Here is a 19228-nt window from a genome sequence, read left to right as displayed (position 1 = left end):
TTTATTCAACAGTTACCGACTTGGCCAGATTCCTTGGCTGGTCAACATTGCATCCTCTTAAAACAGCAATATGATACGAAAGAAGCTGAAGAGGTATAACTGCAAGAAGCCCTGAAAATGCTGGAATAGTATCAGGTACCTCAAGGACATAATCAGCCATTTTTCTGATTATCTCATCGCCCTCGGTTACTATAGCAATCACATTACCTTTTCTTGCTTTAATCTCCTGGATATTGCTTATGATTTTTTCATAGGTATCGTCTTTTGTAGCAACTACTACTACAGGCATATTTTCGTCAATAAGTGCAATCGGTCCATGTTTCATCTCGGCGGCAGGATAACCCTCAGCATGGATATAGGAGATCTCCTTGAGCTTGAGTGCCCCTTCGAGAGCTACCGGAAAAAGGTATCCCCTTCCGAGGTAAAGTGCGTTGGTGCTATTCTGAAATACTTTGGCCAGCTCGAGGGCTTTTTCATTTACGGCAAGCGCTTTTTCAATCTTTGCAGGTATTGCAACCAGTTCGGTAATCAGATCTTTGTATGCCTCATCAGAAATTATGCCCTTCTTATGACCTATTGCAAATGCCATCATGGCAAGTACTGTAACCTGCGATGTAAAGGCTTTTGTTGATGCAACACCTATCTCAGGACCCGCATGGGTGTAGACCCCTGCATCAGTTTCGCGCGGGATACTGCTCCCAACAACATTACAAATCCCTATTACCTTGGCTCCTTTTGACTTTGCAAGTTTTATGGCGGCAAGAGTGTCGGCTGTTTCACCGCTCTGACTTATAGCAATAACAATGTCACTTTTCTTAATTATAGGATTCCTGTAACGGAATTCGGAAGCATATTCAACCTCAACAGGTATTCTTGTATACTCTTCAAAAATATACTCCCCAACCAATCCTGCATGCCACGATGTGCCACAGGCAATTATAATAATTCTCTCCGATTGCGACATCGTTTCGATAACGCTGTGAAGTCCTCCGAGCATTATACCTGAATGGTCTGGCAGTACCCTTCCTCTGAAAGTATCGTGTATTGCTCTTGGCTGTTCAAAAATCTCCTTAAGCATGAAATGGTCAAAACCCTCCTTATCGATTTCACCAATCTTTAGGTCGAGCTCTTTTACTTCAGGTTGTATCTTTTCATTCCTGATAGTCTTAAGTATCAGTTCGTCTTTCTTGATAATCGCCAGATCATCATCATTCAAATAGATTACCCGCTGTGTATATTCGACTATCGGCGTTGCATCGGAAGCAATAAAATTTTCACCTTCGCCGACTCCGATAACCAGCGGACTCCCCTTTCTTGCAGCAAATAGTCTGTCGGGTTCATTAGTACAGATTATTACCAGTCCATAAGCACCTTCAACCCTGTTAAGTGCAAGGGTGATTGCCAGCTCGGCAGTGAGGTCGCCCTCGAGGTACATATGTTCAATAAGGTTTGCAAGTACTTCAGTATCTGTCTGGCTGGTGAACTTAATTCCTCTTCCTTCAAGATGTTTTTTCAGAGTTGAATAGTTCTCAATTATCCCGTTATGTACGACGATAAAGTTTCCCTTATAAGATATCTGTGGATGCGCATTTAGTTCATTTGGCTCACCATGAGTAGCCCACCTGGTGTGACCCATTCCAATGGTGCCGTTAAAATTCGATTTGTTAACCATCTCCTCGAGATCTTTAACTCTTCCTGCACATTTAAAGATTTTAGTCTCACCGTTAACAAGAGCAATACCTGCAGAGTCGTATCCGCGGTATTCAAGCCTTTTAAGCCCGTTTATTACAATATCTTTTGCTGGTTTAGAACCAATATAGCCTACTATTCCACACATAATGAACCGTTATTAAATCATCAGGTGCGAAGGTAATGATTTTGGTTCACAAAATCTAGAACTTAGTATAGGTTAGTTCGAATTTAACAGGAGACTTGCTATTATTAGCCTTAAGAATAACGTTTTTCGTTCCGCCAGATTGGAATACTTCGAGTTCAGGCTTTATTTCGCCTGTATTATCTTCAAGGTACTTTTGCACAAAACCAGGTATGTTAAAAGTATACTTTCCGGCTGTCGTGTCAATCTTTCCGTCAAAGAAACCCGAATATGATGAATTGTAATCAGAAACAAGGTATTTAGTCCCGCTTGTGGTTCTGTATCTAAGATACAATTGTTTAGGTGCAGTGGAGGCACTGTAAAGATCTCCGTCGAAATGTACCGGAACAATAATCCTCGCCTTGTTTACTCCGATATTATCAAAAGCAGGATTGTTTTTTAATGATTCCAGTCCAGGCAGAGTTATTCTTGTATAAACACCATTAAGATGCTGCAGGTAAGAAAGTGTGTCCAGATAACCATCATTTATATGCATGATCTTTTTACCCGGCTGTGCGGTAGTAAAATCATGTGAGAACTTGTTAAATGAAGCGTTTGTATTCTTCGCATCCATAATGAAATAGTATTCTTTTGTAACACCTGCATTGTCGTGCATGAAAAGAACTATATAGTTATTATAATATCCCTGGTTTTCGTATGTCAGGCTCAATGTAAGAAGAAGCGGATCTGAAGCAGGAATCAGCTCGAAGTATAAGCCTTTAAAGAAGGCTCTGAAATCAGGCCTGACATTATTGTGAAAAAGTTTCGTAGTATCCCTTGTAAGATATTCTCCGAAAGCGACCGGCAAATTAATCTCCAGTTCATTTATTGTATCAGGCTGCAGAGCCGGAAGAAGAATATTATCCACAGTATAACCTGTAAGAGGAACTTCCCTGTTTGAATAGTATTCTTTGTCAGTATAGATCTGCTCCGAAATCTCAGAGATTTTCAGGGTATGAAGAACATCTTCTACAGATCCGCCTTTTACATCGAGAATATGAAGAACCAGTTTTACGGAATCTATTGTAAAAGAGAGGTCATCCCACTCTGGTTTAAGCCTTATCTGTGTTACAAATCCTGAAGTTGTGGTTCCGAAGTACGGATCATAAATCTGACCGATGTAAGATACAGACGGATTATCCGAACGAATTGAATCATCATACATTGTAAATGATCGTGCACTCAGAGTGTCGATCGATCTGGTAAGAACAAAATCGCTGCCGGGAAGCAGTCCGGAACCAATAGTAGTCGGTTTCTCCTCACATGATACAATGAATAATGCTGCAAAGATTGTCAGACTGAGAAATTTGTAAAAACGGGGAATTACAGAATCGATTCTGCTGATATTTTGGAATATATTATAAAATCTTGTCATAAAAATCATTATAGGCATCAATGTATTCAGTCTCATCCTTAAATTCAAGAACCGGTTTATTAATAGTAGTTAAATACTTTTTCAGCTCTTCATTTATATCTTCGCTTCCGATAATGATTCCGTCAGAGTATTTGATAGCCAGTTTAGAAACACTAACAAAATCGGGTTTCTTAACCATTTTAAGACTTTCCCCGTCTATTCCGTCAAATCTCAGTTTGTCAGCGAATGTTGATCTAAACGGATTTTTAAAATCATTATTGTAAACGGAATAGATAATTTTGTAGTTGTGGAACAGGGGGTCATCATTGTAAATGCTTCTCAGATAAACCGGAACCAGTGCAGACATCCATCCATGGCAATGCACAATATCCGGTGCCCAACGCAATTTCTTTACTGTTTCAATAACACCGCGGGCAAAGAAAAGAGCCCGCTCATCATTATCTTCAAATTCTTTACCTGAAGCGTCACTTATAATATGTTTTCTCTGAAAATAATCATCATTATCAATAAAATAGACCTGCATGCGGGCCGATTGAATTGAAGCAACTTTAATTATGAGGGGGTGGTCTGTATCATCAATAATGAGGTTCATTCCAGATAACCTGATAACCTCATGAAGCTGATTGCGTCGCTCATTTATACAGCCATACCTTGGCATAAAAGTCCTGATCTCCTTGCCCCTTTCCTGAATTCCCTGCGGCAGATATCTTCCGATCTTCGACAGTTTTGTCTCACCCAGGTATGGAGTGATCTCTTGTGAAATGAATAAAACCTTCCTGCTTTCCATTTATTTTTCCCGCTGGATATACCATTTCGATATAAGGTGCAAAGATAATAATAAAAATTTACATAATAATATATAGTGAAGCCGTAGTGTTTTTAAAGAATCTATTTCTGTATTGAAATTATTAAATTTACGTTTGTATTATATTTTAAACGAATGAAAGTAATCAGTACCGTTTCCGGAATCAGAAAGCAGATTAAAGGATCAGGACTTACTCCTCTTGGATTTGTTCCTACAATGGGGGCTCTTCATGATGGTCATCTCTCTCTGGTAAGATCAGCAGCAGGAAAATGCCCGCTTGTAGTTGTAAGTATCTTTGTAAATCCGACCCAGTTTAACGATAAAAACGACCTGAAGAACTATCCCCGTGATGTTGATAAGGATCTCCGGCTTCTTGATAAGATCCTTCGTGAGAACGATATAGTCTTCACTCCGACTGTCGATGAAATTTATCCTGAAGAGGATAAAAGAATCTTCAATTTTGGCAACCTCGACAAGGTTATGGAGGCAAAGCACAGGCCCGGCCATTTCAACGGAGTAGGTCAGGTAGTGAGCAGATTATTTGAAATAGTCAGTCCCGACATCGCTGTTTTCGGACAAAAAGATTTCCAGCAGCTGGCAGTTATAAAAGAACTGGTAAGACAGACTGGCGACAAAGTAAAAATAATTGGTCACCCGATAGTGAGAGAAGACGACGGACTTGCAATGAGCAGCCGGAACATGCTCCTGGAACCTGCAATCAGAAAAAACGCACCTATAATATACAGAACTATTTCAGCCGCTTCAGAAATGATCGGCTATCATGATATCCCTGAAATAAAAACATTTGTTAAAAAAATGATAAATAGTGTCCCGGACTTTGAGGTCGAATACTTTGATATTGCGGACGATACAGAGTTGTCGCCGGTGAATTTTAAAAGTGAGATGCAAAAAGACAAAAGATACTTCGGTTGTATAGCTGTGAGAGCAGGAAAGATAAGGCTTATAGATAATATCGAATTTGGGTTGGTCTGAACCAAAAGGTTAATTACCTTTGCATTCTGATTTGTATTATGAAGACTTTGCATTATGTTAATTGAAGTATTAAAATCAAAAATTCACAAGGTTACAATTACCGGTGCTAACCTGAATTATATAGGAAGTATCACAATTGATGAGGATCTTATTGATGCTGCAAATCTGATAGAAAACGAAAAAGTGCAGGTTATGGATCTGAACAACGGTGAAAGGTTTGAGACGTACGTAATCAAAGGGGAAAGAGGCTCTGGCGATATCTGCCTTAATGGTGCTGCTGCAAGAAAAGTACTTCCCGGAGATGTAATTATAATAATGTCTTTTGCCACAATGGATTTTCAGGAAGCCAAATCATTCAGGCCAACAATTATTTTCCCCGATACAAATACAAATAAACTGATCTGACTTTGAAAAAAGGTATCCTTCAATCGTTAAAGTTTCTTGCTTTCTTCGTTGTCGGATTGGCACTGATGTGGCTCGCATTCAGGTCTGTGGATTTTAACAAGCTTTCTGCAGAACTCAGAAAAGCCGACTATTCCTGGTTATTTTTATCCGTTTTCTTTGGTTTTGTTGCTTTCCTGAGCAGGGCCAGAAGATGGGTTCTTCTTATTAATCCCCTCGGATACCATCCCTCCTTCATGAATTCCTTTTATGCCCTGATGACCGGGTACCTTGCAAACATAGCACTTCCAAGGGTAGGAGAAATAACAAGGTGTGTGGCTCTTGGCAAAAAAGAAAAAATCCCTGTAGATCAGCTAATAGGTACTGTTGTTATTGAAAGAACTGTCGACTTTATCTCTCTCCTGACGATAATGATTGTTCTGCTTATTACGAGCGGCGACCAGATTGGTTTGTTTATGAAAGAAAGCATTCTGATTCCAATAGAACAAAATGTAACTGCAGTATTTGGATCAACGTGGATATTGTGGGCTGCACTTTTTACAATAGGAGCAGTTTCTTTTGGATTCATGATCGGTTACAGACACAGCCTGAGTAAAATAAGGTTCTTTGCAAAGATGTTCGATATTGCCAGAGGAATAGTAAACGGACTTAAAACAATAACAAACCTGAAAAGAAAATGGGAGTTTATCTTTCATTCTGTCTTTATCTGGGTCAACTATGCCCTTATGACCTGGGTTGTTGTTTTTTCGCTGGAAGTTACATCGCACCTTACCTTTGGAGACAGTATCTTCCTGCTTGTAATCGGGGGACTGGCAATGTCTGCTCCAGTGCAGAGCGGCCTCGGAGCATTTCATTATATTATCTCCAGAGGACTGCTTATTGTTGAAGGAATACCTCTCGAAGACGGACTCGTTTATGCCCTTCTCACACATGAATCTCAGCTGATCTTTGTTGTTATTGTGGGAGCAATATCATTCTTTATGATATTTAAAAAAGATAAAAAGGAAGAAGTCGTCTGAACTGTTAAACTAAGTCCCTTTTGCCTTATTTTTGCCCCCCTGCCCCTTGTTGTTCTCTCATTTTTTGCCCCCCTGCCCCCCTGAAGGGGGGTTAAATCGTAGTCTTTAGAGAATATTTCATATATTTAACCTTATTAAATTCATAATAGTGGTTGGTATTGTATTTTACTGATTATTAATGATATATATTAATAAATATAACAACCAAAACCCTAATTAGCCCCCCTTCAGGGGGGTTGGGGGGCGAAAAATGTGGGGGGCAAAAAGACTATGGCAAAAAACAAAACAATCTTCGTCTGTCAGAACTGTGGTGTTGAATCTGCAAAATGGATCGGCAGATGCCCTTCGTGCAAGGAATGGAATACTTATCATGAAGAGATAATAGCCCCTGCCTCATCAAAAGACACAGCTTTTGTAATCAGTCAGGAGAAAAGGAAACCTGAACTCCTCGATTCTATTAAGCCTGACGAACATGGAAGGCAGAAAACCGGAATTTCAGAACTCGACAGAATACTTGGAGGAGGAATTGTAGGCGGATCGCTTATTCTTCTGGGCGGTGAACCGGGAGTGGGAAAATCAACTCTTGCCCTTCAGCTTGCCCTGGCTCTGAAAGGAAAAAACATACTCTATGTCTCCGGAGAGGAGAGCGAAGAACAGATCAGTCTGCGGGCACACCGCATGAAACATACAAATCCTCAATGCTATATCCTGAGTGAAACAGAACTGGAAAGCATACTTACACATGCAGAGAATATTAAACCGGGATTGATCATAATTGATTCCATACAGACAATGAGCACAGGCATGCTGGAATCATCAGCAGGTTCTGTATCTCAGGTCAGAGAGTGTGCCGCACAGTTGCTGAAATATTCCAAAATTACCGGAATACCAATATTTCTTATCGGACACATTACAAAAGACGGAACACTGGCAGGACCAAAAGTTCTTGAACATATTGTAGATGTTGTTCTTTATTTCGAAGGAGATAACAACTACGTTTACAGAATACTCCGCTCGGTGAAAAACCGGTTTGGTTCAACTTCTGAAATAGGGATCTTCGAGATGGTTGAAACAGGCCTGCGGGAAGTTGACAACCCTTCGGAAATGTTTATCAATCAGCATGAAGAGGCTCTCAGCGGAATCTCTATTGCAGCCACTGTTGACGGGCTCCGCCCCTTTCTGATTGAGACACAGGCCCTCGTAAGCAGCGCTGTTTACGGAACACCCCAAAGAAGTGCTACAGGATTTGATATAAGGAGATTAAACATGCTTCTCGCGGTTCTCGAAAAAAGGGCCGGGTTCAAACTTGGGGTTAAAGACGTTTTCCTGAATCTTGCCGGAGGAATCAAAGTAACAGACCCCGCAATTGATCTTGCAATACTAAGCTCCGTCCTGTCATCGAATCTTGACATTCCTATCGGAAGAGAAATATGCTTTACAGGAGAAGCAGGCTTATCGGGTGAAATCAGACCTGTATCCAGAATCGAACAGCGTATCCGCGAGGCTTCCAAGATGGGCTTTACAAAAATATATATATCAAAATACCACAGAAACCTTAGTATAAAAGGACTTAATATTGAGGTGATTCAGGTTGCTAAGATTGAGAATCTGGTAAGGTCGCTTTTTAGCTAAGGCTTACGGAACACGACACACGACGCAAGGAAGAATTGTTCCGGGAATGGTTTTTCCGTGAGCCGTGAGTCGTGCGTCGTGAGTCCTTTTAATACCGTACCCTCCGGGAACTCTCCCCTCTCGAAGTATTTCTCTTTACCTTGTCGCAATCGAGTTCCATTGTGAAGTTACCTGGACGCTCAAATTCGTCAGCTTCCATAATACCAAACTCAGGATCGGCGTATACCTTTTTAAGGAATATAGCAAAAACGGGCAGAGCCATGTTTGCACCCTGACCTTCTGTAAGAGTCTCGAAGTGGATTGACTGATCCTCCCAGCCGCTCCATACTCCTCCGACAAGGTTCGGTGTCACACCCATGAACCAGCCGTTTGAGTTGTTCTGGGTTGTACCTGTTTTACCGCCTATCTGGTTCATCAGGTTGTATGGTTCAACCCTCATTCTTCTCCCCGATCCGTTTCTTACTACTCCCTGAAGGAGATTAAGCATCAGGTAAGATTGCTCTTCATTTAATACCTCTTCAATCTTTCGGGTGAAAGTAGAGATTGTGTTCCCGTTTTTATCCTCTATCCTGGTAACGTACATTGGTCTGGTATAAACACCTTTGTTTGCATATGTACAATATGCACCGACCATCTCCTCCAGTTTGATATCTGATGTACCTAAGAATATTGAAGGAACAGGATCTATAAAACTTCTTACTCCCATTTTACGCATCAGATCTGTTACTGCCGAGGGTTTGAACTGCTGCATAAGCCATGCTGAAATATAGTTCTCAGATTGAGCAAGTCCCCATGCCAGTGTAACCATCTTCCCATGATACGCTTTTGGCCCTGATGATCTTGGTGTCCATGGAATTGAATCACCTACATCAAACGATCGCGGAATATTTTCAACCTCATAACAGGGTGAATAACCGTTCTGCATTGCAATTGTATAGAGAAAAGGTTTAATTGTACTTCCTACCTGTTTTCTCTGTTGTGTTATTGCATCATATTTGAAATATCTGAAATCCGGTCCTCCAACATAAGCCCGTACATAACCTGTATGCGGATCCTCAACCATAAAAGCAGACCTTACAAAATATTTATAGTATCTTATCGAATCGAGCGGAGTCATAATTGTATCCCTGTCTCCTTTCCATGAAAATACTTTCATTTTCACCGGAGTATTGAAGGCAAGCATAATACTGTCTTCAGAATAACCTCTCGCACGCATTATATAATACCTGTCGCTCTGTTGAAGAGATTTAAGTAATAATTCATCAATTTCCTTTTTCGTCAGATCATCAGAATACGGAGGATTTTTGAAGCCTTTAGCCCTTTTATAGAAATCAGGCTGCACTTCTGTTGAGAGATGTTCGGCCAATGCTTCCTCTGCATATTTTTGCATCCTGGAATTTATTGTGGTATAAATTTTCAGTCCGTCCTTATAAACATCATAATTTGAACCATCAGGCTTCTTATTCTTGTTGCACCAGCCATAGAGAGGATTGTTCTCCCACTCCCATAATGCGTCGTCGTAAGAGGCCTGCTGAACATATTTCTTTCGGTCCGGTTCAGGCCGTCTCATTATATTGGTCAGGTATTGCCTCAGATATGTGGCAAGCCCTGTATTATGATCTTCAATATTTAGTTTAACCTCTATCGGGATTTTCTTAACAGAATCTGCTACAGCGGGTGTAATGTAGCCATACTTGGCCATCTGCGACAGAACAACATTCCTCCTTACAAGCATGCGTTCAGGGTTCCTCACGGGATTGTAACGGGTTGACGCTTTAAGCATACCTATCAGAACAGCTGATTGCTCAAGATTAAGAGAGTCGGGGGTAGTATTGAAATAAACTTTAGCAGCAGACCTGATTCCTATTGCATTATAACTATAGTCGAATTTATTCAGATACATTGCAATTATCTCTTCCTTGGTATAGCTGCGTTCGAGCTTAACTGCCGTCTGCCACTCCTTGAATTTTGAAACACCAAGTTTGATTTTTCTTACAATTGCGGAGCTTCTTGCCGTGTCTCTCGGATAAAGCTGTTTTGCCAGCTGTTGGGTTATTGTACTTCCACCGCCGGTATTCTGATTAAGAATAACTGTCAGGATTGCAGCTCTTCCCAGTCCACGGATATCAATGCCCGAATGTCGCCGGTATCTGATATCCTCAGTTGCAATAAGAGCTTCCACAAGATATGGAGAGAGTTCATCGTATTCAGTCCAGGTTAGATTTTCAATGCTGATCTTTCCGAGAAGAACACCATCTTCAGAAATAACCTCTGCAGCAAGGTAGTATTCAGGATTCTCAAGGTCGGTGAAAGTAGGCATTGGTCCCAGTTTTTCCTTTGATATAAGAATGAACAAAGTAATAACCAGTGCAAAGGGGAAAATGAATAAAGCCCAGAACCAAATGAGATATTTTTTGTTGTTTGTATTGCCTTTCATTTACTTAAGATGTTTGGCCCAAAAATAGTAAATAATAAAGAATCTTAACGGTTTATTTTGAAGTTTGGTACCTAATTGATTTACTTTGTCGTCTGATAAAAGAACAAAAATTTCTGCTGATGATCGAAAATCTTGTAATTGTTGAGTCGCCTGCCAAAGCGAAAACTATTGAAAAGTTTCTGGGAAAAGATTTCCGTGTTGTCTCCAGTTTCGGGCACATCAGGGACCTTGCAAAAAAGAATCTGGGAATAGATGTTGATAATAAATTTACCCCTGATTATGAAGTCCCGAAGGAAAAAGCAAAAGTTGTAAGCGAACTGCGAAAAGCTGCTTCATCATCTAAAAATGTATGGATTGCATCTGACGAGGACCGGGAAGGGGAAGCAATTGCATGGCATCTTGCAAGCGTTTTGAATCTTGATCTTTCCACTACAAAACGAATTGTATTTCACGAGATAACCAAGGAAGCAATTTCAAATGCCATTGAGAATCCGAGGCAGGTTGATATGAACCTTGTTAACTCGCAGCAGGCCCGGCGTATTCTTGACAGGCTTGTCGGATTTGAAATATCTCCGGTATTATGGAAAAAAGTTCAGCCTTCTCTCTCTGCCGGCAGAGTACAGTCCGTAGCAGTCCGTCTGCTCGTTGAAAGAGAAAGGGAGATAATCGCATTCGAATCTGAATCGGCATTCAGGGTAACAGCAGTTTTCAGAATCGATTCAACGAAAGGAGAGAATGCAATTCTGAAAGCAGAGGCATCGAAGAGGTTCCCTGAAGAAAAAGAGGCGCTGAAATTCCTTGAGTTATGCAACGATTCTAAATATTCAATTGGCAGTATAAGTATAAAACCAGGTACACGGTCCCCGGCTCCTCCATTCACAACTTCAACACTTCAGCAGGAAGCTTACCGCAAACTGGGATTTTCAGTTGCTCAGACAATGGCTGTTGCTCAGAAGCTTTATGAAGCAGGTAAGATAACATACATGAGAACCGATTCAACAAACCTCTCTTCTCTTGCGCTCACCAAGGCACATGAGATGATAGTTTCGGAGTATGGTACAAAATATTCAAAGACAAGGCAGTTTAAAACAAAATCAAAAGGGGCCCAGGAGGCACATGAGGCTATAAGGCCAGCATATCTCGACCAGCCAACAACAGCCGGCAGCCAGAATGAGAAGAAGCTATACGAACTTATCTGGAAGAGAACTGTGGCATCGCAGATGGCTGATGCTCAAATAGAAAAAACATCTATATCAATTGATATGAATAATTCGCCGGTTACTTTTCAGGCTACCGGAGAAGTGATCAAATTTGATGGTTTTCTCACAGTATATTCCGAATCGAGCGATCAGGAAAACAGTGATGAGGAGAGATATGTAATTCCTCCTGTTGTAAAAGGAATGCCATTAACTTATGATACAATTACAGCAACACAAAAATATACAACCCCGCCGCCAAGGTATACTGAAGCAAGTCTTGTTAAAAAGCTTGAAGAACTTGGAATAGGAAGGCCATCGACATATGCTCCGACAATTTCAACAATACAGAACCGGGGATATGTTGCACGCGAAGACAGGCCCGGCGAGAAAAGACAGATCAAAGTTATTTCCCTGCTTAAGGGAAAAGTAACTTCAACAGAAAAAACAGAGATTGCAGGAAAAGAAAAATCAAAACTTTTTCCTCAGGATATCGGCATGATAGTAAATGATTTCCTGATGGAGAATTTTTCTGAGATAGTTGACTATCACTTCACTGCAGAAATTGAAGAGCAGTTTGATGAGATCGCCCTTGGTAATCTTGTATGGACAAAGATGCTTGATAAATTCTATGGTCCTTTTCATAAGACCGTTACAAACACTCTGGAAAAAAAGGAACGCAAGACCGGGGTAAGACTTCTTGGAAAACATCCTGAGACTGGAGAACCTGTTACAGTCAGAATGGGAAGATTCGGACCGGTTGCACAGATAGGCGAGACAGGAAATGATGAAAAACCAAGGTTTGCCAGTTTATCAAAAAGTCAGCTCCTCGAAACAATAACATTGGAAGAGGCACTGAACCTATTCCGGCTTCCCCGCTCACTTGGAGAATATGATGGTGCTGAAATGGTTATTGGGATAGGTAAGTTTGGACCCTATATCAGGCATAAAAGCAAGTTCTATTCCCTTAAAAAGGGAGTGGACGATCCGTATGAAGTTAACTTTGACAGGGCAGTTGAGGTTATTCTTGAAAAGAATGACAGTGACAGCAAAAAGGTATTGAAAGATTTTGATGACATAAAACTTCTTAATGGAAGGTACGGTCCGTATATTGTTAAGGAAAAGGTAAACTACAGACTTCCGAAAGGAACTGAGGCAGATAAGCTGACAAAGGAGGATTGTATCAAAATTATCGAAAACAGTGATAAAACGAAAAAGAGTTCCTGATAAACCATGGTAGATCTTAACGACTATTTCAATCCCGTAAGTATTGAACCTCCTGTTTTTGAGCATCTTAATGCACAGGCAGGCTTTCCTCATAACATTACTATCCATACTGATAATGCTCCGATAAAAGACATTAGCAAATACAGGATTGCAGTTTTGGGAGTGCCTGAAGGCCGCAACTCCCCGAATGCGGGATCAATGAAAAGTCCGGATGCAGTAAGAACCGAACTCTACAAACTTGCCAAGATCCCGGGGAAACCCAAAATCATCGATCTGGGTAATATGAAGCAGGGAGTGACTTTTAATGATACTATTGCAGGGCTGACCGATATACTGACAATCCTGCTGAATGAAAATATTTTTCCTTTGATTATAGGAGGAAGCAGTGCGCTTGTACCAGCAATTGATAAGGCTCTTTCCGGTCAGAAAATCAGGTATACACTTACAGCAGTGGACCCAAGGATTGATTTTAACAGTGAACATAAAGAACCAGGATCGTTTAATTACCTGAATACAATAATAAACAATCACAAAAGTACCTTCTCCCATTATATTAATATAGGTTACCAGACCTATCTTAATGACCAGCAGGTAATAAACCGTTTCCTGAAAAAGAGATCTGAGCTGGTAAGGATTGGAGATGTGAGACAGGCGATATATCTGACTGAACCACTGTTCAGGGATTCTGATGCAGCTATCTTCGACATTTCGGCAGTTAGGCAGTCAGATGCCCAGGGAACAATGAGCCCGTCGCCCAATGGATTTTATGGAGAGGAAATATGTCTTCTTTCAAGATATGCCGGAATCTCCGACAAACTAAAAGTATTCGGACTGTTTGATGTAAATCCTGAATTTGATATTCGTAATCAGACAACAGGTCTTGCAGCCCAGATTCTGTGGTTTTTCCTTGAAGGCTTTTCACAAAAGCAATATGAAACGCCTGCTCTGAGCATTAGCAATTCAGGCCGGTTCATAAAATATCATGTACGGGTTACTGATCTTGAAGATGATCTGATCTTTATAAAGAGTAATCTCACCGACAGATGGTGGATTGTAATTTCTCAGGAAAAAGAACAGGACCAGTATATAGCCTGTTCCCATGAGGATTATCTGAAAGCCAATAGAAATGAAGTCCCCGACAGATGGGTTAAAGCTGTCGACAGGCTTAAATCATGAATTTTAAGGTATAATTTTTGTTGTAAGCTTTATCATGCATTTTGAGGTGTTTGCCATGTTGTTTGGCAGACTCATCAAAAGAGCTGTTTAATTAATTTAAATTAATTCAGGGAAATTTGTATTGCATGCAGATTTTTATTTATTTTACTCGTTCAACCTATGTGCATTGCACGGTGTGATAAAGAAATGAAAAAACTAAATATTGCATTTCTTTTTTTAGTTATATTTTTTCAGCCGGTTTTGTCTCAGCAAGATCCGCTGTCGAGTCATTATATGTTTAATACTCTGACATATAACCCCGGCGTTGCAGGCACCTCCGGATTGATTTGTGCTACTGCACTTAACCGTCAGCAATGGGTTGGATTTAAGGGAGCACCTTCAACTACTCTTTTCAATATTAGCGCACCTGTTTCTCCATTCAGGATAAAAAGTGGCGTTGGATTATTAATTGAAAGTGATAATGTGGGTTTTGATAAAGATATTAATCTCTCTTTATCATATTCATATCTGATGGATGTTGGTACCGGGAAGCTGGGTATTGGAATCAGTCTTGGAATGCTCAACAAAACCCTCTCTCCAACATGGCAGATCCCTGCCGGAGACGTTCACACACCGGCCACCGGAGATCCCTTGATTCCTGAAAATAAAGAGAGCTTTGTTGCTTTTGATGCCGGGTTAGGGATGTACTATAAAGCAGATAAATACTATGCAGGATTTTCCGTTACCCATCTGAATCAGCCTAAAATTAAATTCTCTAAAGGAACACCATACGTAAGCAGGCACTACTACCTCACTGCCGGATATACATTACAGCTTCCAAACCCATCATTGGAGCTTCTTCCTTCTTTGTTTGCATTCAGTGATGGAAAGGTGACACAATTTACAATAACATCTCTGGTAAGATACAATAAAAAGGTCTGGGGCGGCGTTTCTTACAGAGCCGGAGATGCCCTGACAGGATTGGTGGGTTTTGAACTTTATAATGGCATCAGATTGGGATATGCGTATGATTTTACCTTATCGGATATAAGAAAAAACAGTAGCGGATCACATGAGTTTCTGGTTAATTATTGCTTCGACCTGAGCCTGGGCAAAAGCCCGATGAAATATAAAAGTATCAGATTTTTATGAATATTAAAAAAAAATAACTTACTTGCATTACAAAATTCTATAGTATTATGAAAAAGGTAACACTATCTGCTCTAATATTGATATTCCTGTTAACTGGTTGTGGGTCTTCTAATAGTGGAGAGCTAACCGGAGTGCTGGGGCGGAAAAAATTCTTTGAACCTGAACCATTTGAGATGGCTTTTATTCCCGCAGGGAATTTTATGATGGGGCCAAGTGAACAGGATGCGATATTTGCCAATAACGCTGTTTCAAAGTCTGTTACTGTTGATGCATTCTGGATGGACCAGACAGAAATCACCAATAATAAGTATCGTCAGTTTGTATACTATGTACGCGATTCTATTTTAAGAACCAAACTTGGAAACGCAAGTATTGCAGACCGCGAGTATTTCCTTGTTGATGATGAAGGAAACGTAATTGAACCTAATGTTATTAACTGGGAAGAAAAAATAGATCCTGAAGAAGAGACAACAAAGGCTACTATAGAGGAGATGTTTTATCCACCTGAAGAAAGATTCAATGGTAAAAAACAGGTTGACGTAAGGAAACTTAATTATTCTTACTACTGGGTAGATTATCTTCAGGCTGCAAAATCAACCTATAAATATGATGACTTCGAAAAGACTTCAGGTAAATATGAAGGACAGGTAACAAATCTTGATGGCACACGTACCGATATCAAAGACCGCTCATCATTCATCAAACACAATATTATTAATGTTTACCCTGATACACTTTGCTGGATCAGAGACTTTACATATTCATTTAACGATCCCCAGGCATCACTTTATTTCTGGCACCCATCATTTGATGATTATCCGGTTGTCGGAGTATCATGGGTACAGGCCCGTGCTTTCAGCATCTGGAGAACAGATTATATGAATACAGCTCTCAGGAAACAGGGAATTCCTGATGTTCAGGCTTATGAACTGCCTCTCGAATCACAGTGGGAGTATGCAGCCAGGGGCGGTCTCGACCTTTCGATGTACCCATGGGGCGGACCTTACACACGTAATAACAAAGGATGCTTCCTTGCTAACTTTAAACCACTCCGTGGAAATTATATCGACGACGGTAATGTTTATGCCGGAAAAGTAGGATCATACGAACCAAATGAATTTGGTCTCTATGATATGTCGGGAAACGTAGCTGAATGGACTCGCGGAGCTTTCCATCCGTCAGCATATATTTTCCAGCATGACCTTCAGCCCGATTACCAGTATGATGCGAAACCACAGGATGATGTTGTAATGAAGAGAAAAGTAATCCGTGGCGGATCATGGAAAGATATCGCATATTTTCTTCAGACCGGTTCCAGAGATTATGAATATCAGGATTCTACCAAACCATATGTAGGATTCAGAAATGTAAGAGCATATATTGGAGTAAACTAAATATTTGAAATAACCCTAAAATAATCAGGTATATGAGCCTAGCAGAATTAGTACAAAGCAGCGGATGGAAGAATTTCATCGCAAAACTCTATGGTTTAGGTGCTTCCGTCGTTATTATTGGTGCATTGTTTAAAATACAGCACTGGCCATTAGCATCGGAAATGCTTACCCTTGGTCTTCTAACTGAGGCAATAATCTTCTTCTTTTCAGCCTTTGAGCCTCTTCATGAGGAGATTGACTGGACTCTGGTATATCCTGAACTTGCTGGAATTCCGGAAGACGGTGCTCAGGAACTGGCTTCACACACAGGGAAACATTACGGTGCAGCTCCCGGTGGTGGTAGCGGAGGAGGCGGTGGTGCCGGATCAGCTGCTATGGCTAAGTTTGATGAGATGCTTGAAAAAGCAGAAATCACTCCGGACCTGTTTATGAAACTGGGTGTCGGAATGAAGAAACTTGGTGACGCTACATCAAATATAAATGCGATGAACGACATCTCAGCTGCTACAAACAAGTATGCAGGCACTATTAATACTGCTACTGAATCACTTGGCAAGCTATCTGATTCTTACCAGTCAACAGCAAAATTAATAAATGAAACCAGCTCTACATATCGTAATATGGCTGATTCATTCTCGGTTATAGAAGTAGGTGGAAAATCATATCAACAGCAACTTGAATCGCTGAACAAAAATCTTTCTGCTCTTAATGCTGTATATGAACTACAGCGTAAGGGTGCAGATGACCATATTAAAGAATCAGATAACCTTTACAAAGGGGTTCAGGGTTTAATGAAAGATCTTACAGAATCAGCTGGTGATACTAAAAAGTACCGCGAACAGATAACAAAACTCAACGACAATCTATCAGCACTCAACAATGTTTATGGAAATATGCTTGCTGCTATGAATGTTAAATAACGTGGCATTTTTTTAACGAAACTAAACTACCTACAAAATGGCTCACGAAAAGCTATCTCCACGGCAAAAGATGATCGGTATGATGTACCTGGTGCTTACCGCCATGCTAGCACTTAACGTATCAAAAGAGGCCGTTGAAGCATTCAAAAAAGTTGACAAGGGTCTTACCCAGACTATTGCAAATTATGTCCTTAAAAATAATATGATCTATCAGGAGTTCGACAGAGCCGCAGCTGAAAACCCTGCAAAAGCAGGTAAATATAAAACTGCTGCTTATGCTGTAAAAGAACGGGCTGATGAGGCATACACTTTTATTCAGGGACTGAAAATAGAAATTATTAATGAAGCTGAAGGTCCTGAAAACCTGGCAATTGTCGGCGATGAGGTTGTAATTGAAGCTGTTAAAAGAATCGACCAGGTTGACATTCCTACACAAATACTTATTGGAGATGACAACAACGGTAAAGCAAATGACCTTAAAGCAATCCTTAGTGAGTACAGGGAATTCTTAATCACCACACTCGAGGGTAAAAACAAATCAGCAGAAGATGCTCTAAGATCAAGTCTTAATACCGAAGACGGAAAAAATAAGGATGGGAAAATTGAAAAATGGGAAAACCTGAACTTCCAAACACTGCCGCTTGTAGCAGTTATCTGTATTCTATCTGAAATGCAGCTCGCTGTACGTAACGGTGAAACTGAAGTTCTGAACTATCTTTATTCCCAGATCGATGCTTCTTCATTCAAATTTAATAAACTCTCTCCTATTGTTATTCCTAATTCTAATTATGTTACTCAGGGAGGCAGTTATGAGGCCCAGGTTTTTATCTCGGCAACCGATACAACTCAAAAGCCAGAGATTACTATCAATGGTGGCTCAAAACTGGAAATAGATGAAACAGGTAAAGGAATCTATAAAGTTGCAGCCTCTTCTATAGGAACAAAAAAATGGGGTGGTGTAATTTCTCTTAAAGCACCCGATGGCTCAACGAAAAGCTACGATTTTAACTCAGAATATGTTGTTGGAGAACCTAATGTTATTGTTTCCCCAACGGCTATGAATGTCATGTATTTTGGTATTCCCAACCCAATCGATGTTTCGGTACCGGGTATCAGCCCTGATAAAATATCTATCAGAGTTGTAAATGGCACGTTCACTACAGAAAAGGTTAAAAACTCCAAAGGAGAGCCCTTCAAAGGAGCGTGGGCTGTTAAACCCTCTGCACTCGATCAGAAAGTACAGGTTATTGCTTCAGCTAACATAAATGGTAAAGTTGTTCAGTATCCTCCATATGAATTCAGGGTAAAAAGAATACCTCCTCCAATTGCTGTTTTCGGTGGAAAAAATGAGGGATCAATATCAAGAGCTACTGCAGCTGCACAGCAGGGTGTGTTTGCCCAGATGCCTGATTTCGATTTTGATCTTCAGTACAATATTACAGCTTTTACAATCCTCTTCTCCGACAGCAGAGGTGACTTTGAGCAGAGGAGTACAAGCAGCACGCTTACTGCGCAACAGAAAGACCTTATCAACAGACTTACAAGGGGCAAATACTTAACTATAAAAGACATTACCGCTCTTGGGCCAGATGGGAAAACAGTTCCCCTGTCGCCAGTGATTTTAAAGATAGACTAATACTATATTAAC

General features: G+C 40.5%; 14 protein-coding genes. 10 read left to right on the top strand and 4 right to left on the bottom strand.

Going from position 1 to position 19228, the window contains the following annotated elements; all coding sequences use genetic code 11:
- Window position 1 precedes the first annotated feature (1 nt).
- The 3 genes from glmS to IPJ16_06275 are packed head-to-tail and all read right to left on the bottom strand — an operon-like array spanning window position 2 to window position 4035.
- The gene (gene glmS, locus IPJ16_06285) at window positions 2-1837 is read right to left on the bottom strand and encodes a glutamine--fructose-6-phosphate transaminase (isomerizing) (GenBank protein ID MBK7626795.1); all 1836 of its coding nucleotides are present in this window, start codon (window positions 1835-1837) and stop codon (window positions 2-4) included.
- Between the two features lie 55 nt (window positions 1838-1892).
- The gene (locus IPJ16_06280) at window positions 1893-3248 is read right to left on the bottom strand and encodes a DUF4270 family protein (GenBank protein ID MBK7626794.1); all 1356 of its coding nucleotides are present in this window, start codon (window positions 3246-3248) and stop codon (window positions 1893-1895) included.
- Window positions 3232-4035, bottom strand: a complete 804-nt coding sequence (locus IPJ16_06275) for a glycogen/starch synthase (GenBank protein MBK7626793.1) — start codon at window positions 4033-4035, stop codon at window positions 3232-3234. Before IPJ16_06275 ends, IPJ16_06280 begins: the two co-directional genes overlap by 17 nt.
- Before the next feature lie 153 nt (window positions 4036-4188).
- Here IPJ16_06275 and IPJ16_06270 point away from each other — a divergent pair, with 153 nt between their 5' ends.
- The 4 genes from IPJ16_06270 to radA all read left to right on the top strand — a co-directional run bounded on the left by IPJ16_06270 (window position 4189) and on the right by radA (window position 8099).
- Window positions 4189-5046: a pantoate--beta-alanine ligase gene (locus tag IPJ16_06270; protein MBK7626792.1), complete on the top strand. Its 858-nt coding sequence runs from the start codon at window positions 4189-4191 to the stop codon at window positions 5044-5046.
- 54 nt (window positions 5047-5100) lie between these two features.
- Entirely contained in the window at window positions 5101-5451 is a 351-nt protein-coding gene (locus IPJ16_06265; protein ID MBK7626791.1) for an aspartate 1-decarboxylase, read from the top strand.
- A 2-nt stretch (window positions 5452-5453) separates the two neighbouring features.
- Window positions 5454-6467, top strand: coding sequence for a flippase-like domain-containing protein (locus IPJ16_06260; GenBank protein ID MBK7626790.1), 1014 nt, complete (start codon window positions 5454-5456; stop codon window positions 6465-6467).
- Between the two features lie 270 nt (window positions 6468-6737).
- A complete protein-coding gene (radA, locus tag IPJ16_06255; protein ID MBK7626789.1) occupies window positions 6738-8099 on the top strand; it encodes a DNA repair protein RadA in 1362 nt (453 codons plus the stop codon).
- 88 nt (window positions 8100-8187) lie between these two features.
- On the opposite strand, the gene IPJ16_06250 is transcribed toward radA, so the two are convergent.
- Entirely contained in the window at window positions 8188-10536 is a 2349-nt protein-coding gene (locus IPJ16_06250) for a transglycosylase domain-containing protein (protein MBK7626788.1), read from the bottom strand.
- Between the two features lie 119 nt (window positions 10537-10655).
- On the opposite strand from IPJ16_06250, the gene topA reads away from it, so the two are divergent.
- The 6 genes from topA (at window position 10656) to gldM (ending at window position 19216) form a co-directional block, all read left to right on the top strand.
- Window positions 10656-12959, top strand: coding sequence for a type I DNA topoisomerase (topA, locus tag IPJ16_06245; protein ID MBK7626787.1), 2304 nt, complete (start codon window positions 10656-10658; stop codon window positions 12957-12959).
- Between the two features lie 6 nt (window positions 12960-12965).
- Window positions 12966-14135 (top strand): arginase family protein, encoded by a 1170-nt coding sequence (locus IPJ16_06240; protein MBK7626786.1) that lies wholly within the window; start codon window positions 12966-12968, stop codon window positions 14133-14135.
- Window positions 14136-14321: 186 nt separating this feature from the next.
- Window positions 14322-15266: a type IX secretion system membrane protein PorP/SprF gene (locus IPJ16_06235; protein ID MBK7626785.1), complete on the top strand. Its 945-nt coding sequence runs from the start codon at window positions 14322-14324 to the stop codon at window positions 15264-15266.
- A 47-nt stretch (window positions 15267-15313) separates the two neighbouring features.
- Entirely contained in the window at window positions 15314-16660 is a 1347-nt protein-coding gene (locus IPJ16_06230; GenBank protein ID MBK7626784.1) for an SUMF1/EgtB/PvdO family nonheme iron enzyme, read from the top strand.
- Between the two features lie 32 nt (window positions 16661-16692).
- A complete protein-coding gene (gldL, locus tag IPJ16_06225; GenBank protein ID MBK7626783.1) occupies window positions 16693-17580 on the top strand; it encodes a gliding motility protein GldL in 888 nt (295 codons plus the stop codon).
- 37 nt (window positions 17581-17617) lie between these two features.
- Window positions 17618-19216 carry a gliding motility protein GldM gene (gldM, locus tag IPJ16_06220; GenBank protein ID MBK7626782.1) on the top strand — a complete coding sequence of 533 codons (1599 nt, stop codon included), beginning with the start codon at window positions 17618-17620 and terminating at the stop codon, window positions 19214-19216.
- Window positions 19217-19228 lie beyond the last annotated feature (12 nt).

It is taken from the genome of Bacteroidales bacterium, assembly GCA_016709865.1.
Taxonomy (GTDB): Bacteria; Bacteroidota; Bacteroidia; order Bacteroidales; family VadinHA17; genus LD21.
The sequence above is the reverse complement of the archived record's forward strand: the minus strand, read 5'-3'. Positions and strand labels throughout refer to the sequence as shown.

Excerpts from the sequence above, each read along its gene's own strand:
- glmS (MBK7626795.1), bottom strand. The coding sequence starts at position 1,837 with ATGTGTGGAATAGTAGGCTATATTGGTTCTAAACCAGCAAAAGATATT.
- gldL (MBK7626783.1), top strand. The coding sequence starts at position 16,693 with ATGAGCCTAGCAGAATTAGTACAAAGCAGCGGATGGAAGAATTTCATC.
- IPJ16_06280 (MBK7626794.1), bottom strand. The coding sequence starts at position 3,248 with ATGACAAGATTTTATAATATATTCCAAAATATCAGCAGAATCGATTCT.
- IPJ16_06250 (MBK7626788.1), bottom strand. The coding sequence starts at position 10,536 with ATGAAAGGCAATACAAACAACAAAAAATATCTCATTTGGTTCTGGGCT.
- topA (MBK7626787.1), top strand. The coding sequence starts at position 10,656 with ATGATCGAAAATCTTGTAATTGTTGAGTCGCCTGCCAAAGCGAAAACT.
- IPJ16_06230 (MBK7626784.1), top strand. The coding sequence starts at position 15,314 with ATGAAAAAGGTAACACTATCTGCTCTAATATTGATATTCCTGTTAACT.
- IPJ16_06270 (MBK7626792.1), top strand. The coding sequence starts at position 4,189 with ATGAAAGTAATCAGTACCGTTTCCGGAATCAGAAAGCAGATTAAAGGA.
- gldM (MBK7626782.1), top strand. The coding sequence starts at position 17,618 with ATGGCTCACGAAAAGCTATCTCCACGGCAAAAGATGATCGGTATGATG.
- radA (MBK7626789.1), top strand. The coding sequence starts at position 6,738 with ATGGCAAAAAACAAAACAATCTTCGTCTGTCAGAACTGTGGTGTTGAA.
- IPJ16_06275 (MBK7626793.1), bottom strand. The coding sequence starts at position 4,035 with ATGGAAAGCAGGAAGGTTTTATTCATTTCACAAGAGATCACTCCATAC.
- IPJ16_06235 (MBK7626785.1), top strand. The coding sequence starts at position 14,322 with ATGAAAAAACTAAATATTGCATTTCTTTTTTTAGTTATATTTTTTCAG.
- IPJ16_06240 (MBK7626786.1), top strand. The coding sequence starts at position 12,966 with ATGGTAGATCTTAACGACTATTTCAATCCCGTAAGTATTGAACCTCCT.
- IPJ16_06265 (MBK7626791.1), top strand. The coding sequence starts at position 5,101 with ATGTTAATTGAAGTATTAAAATCAAAAATTCACAAGGTTACAATTACC.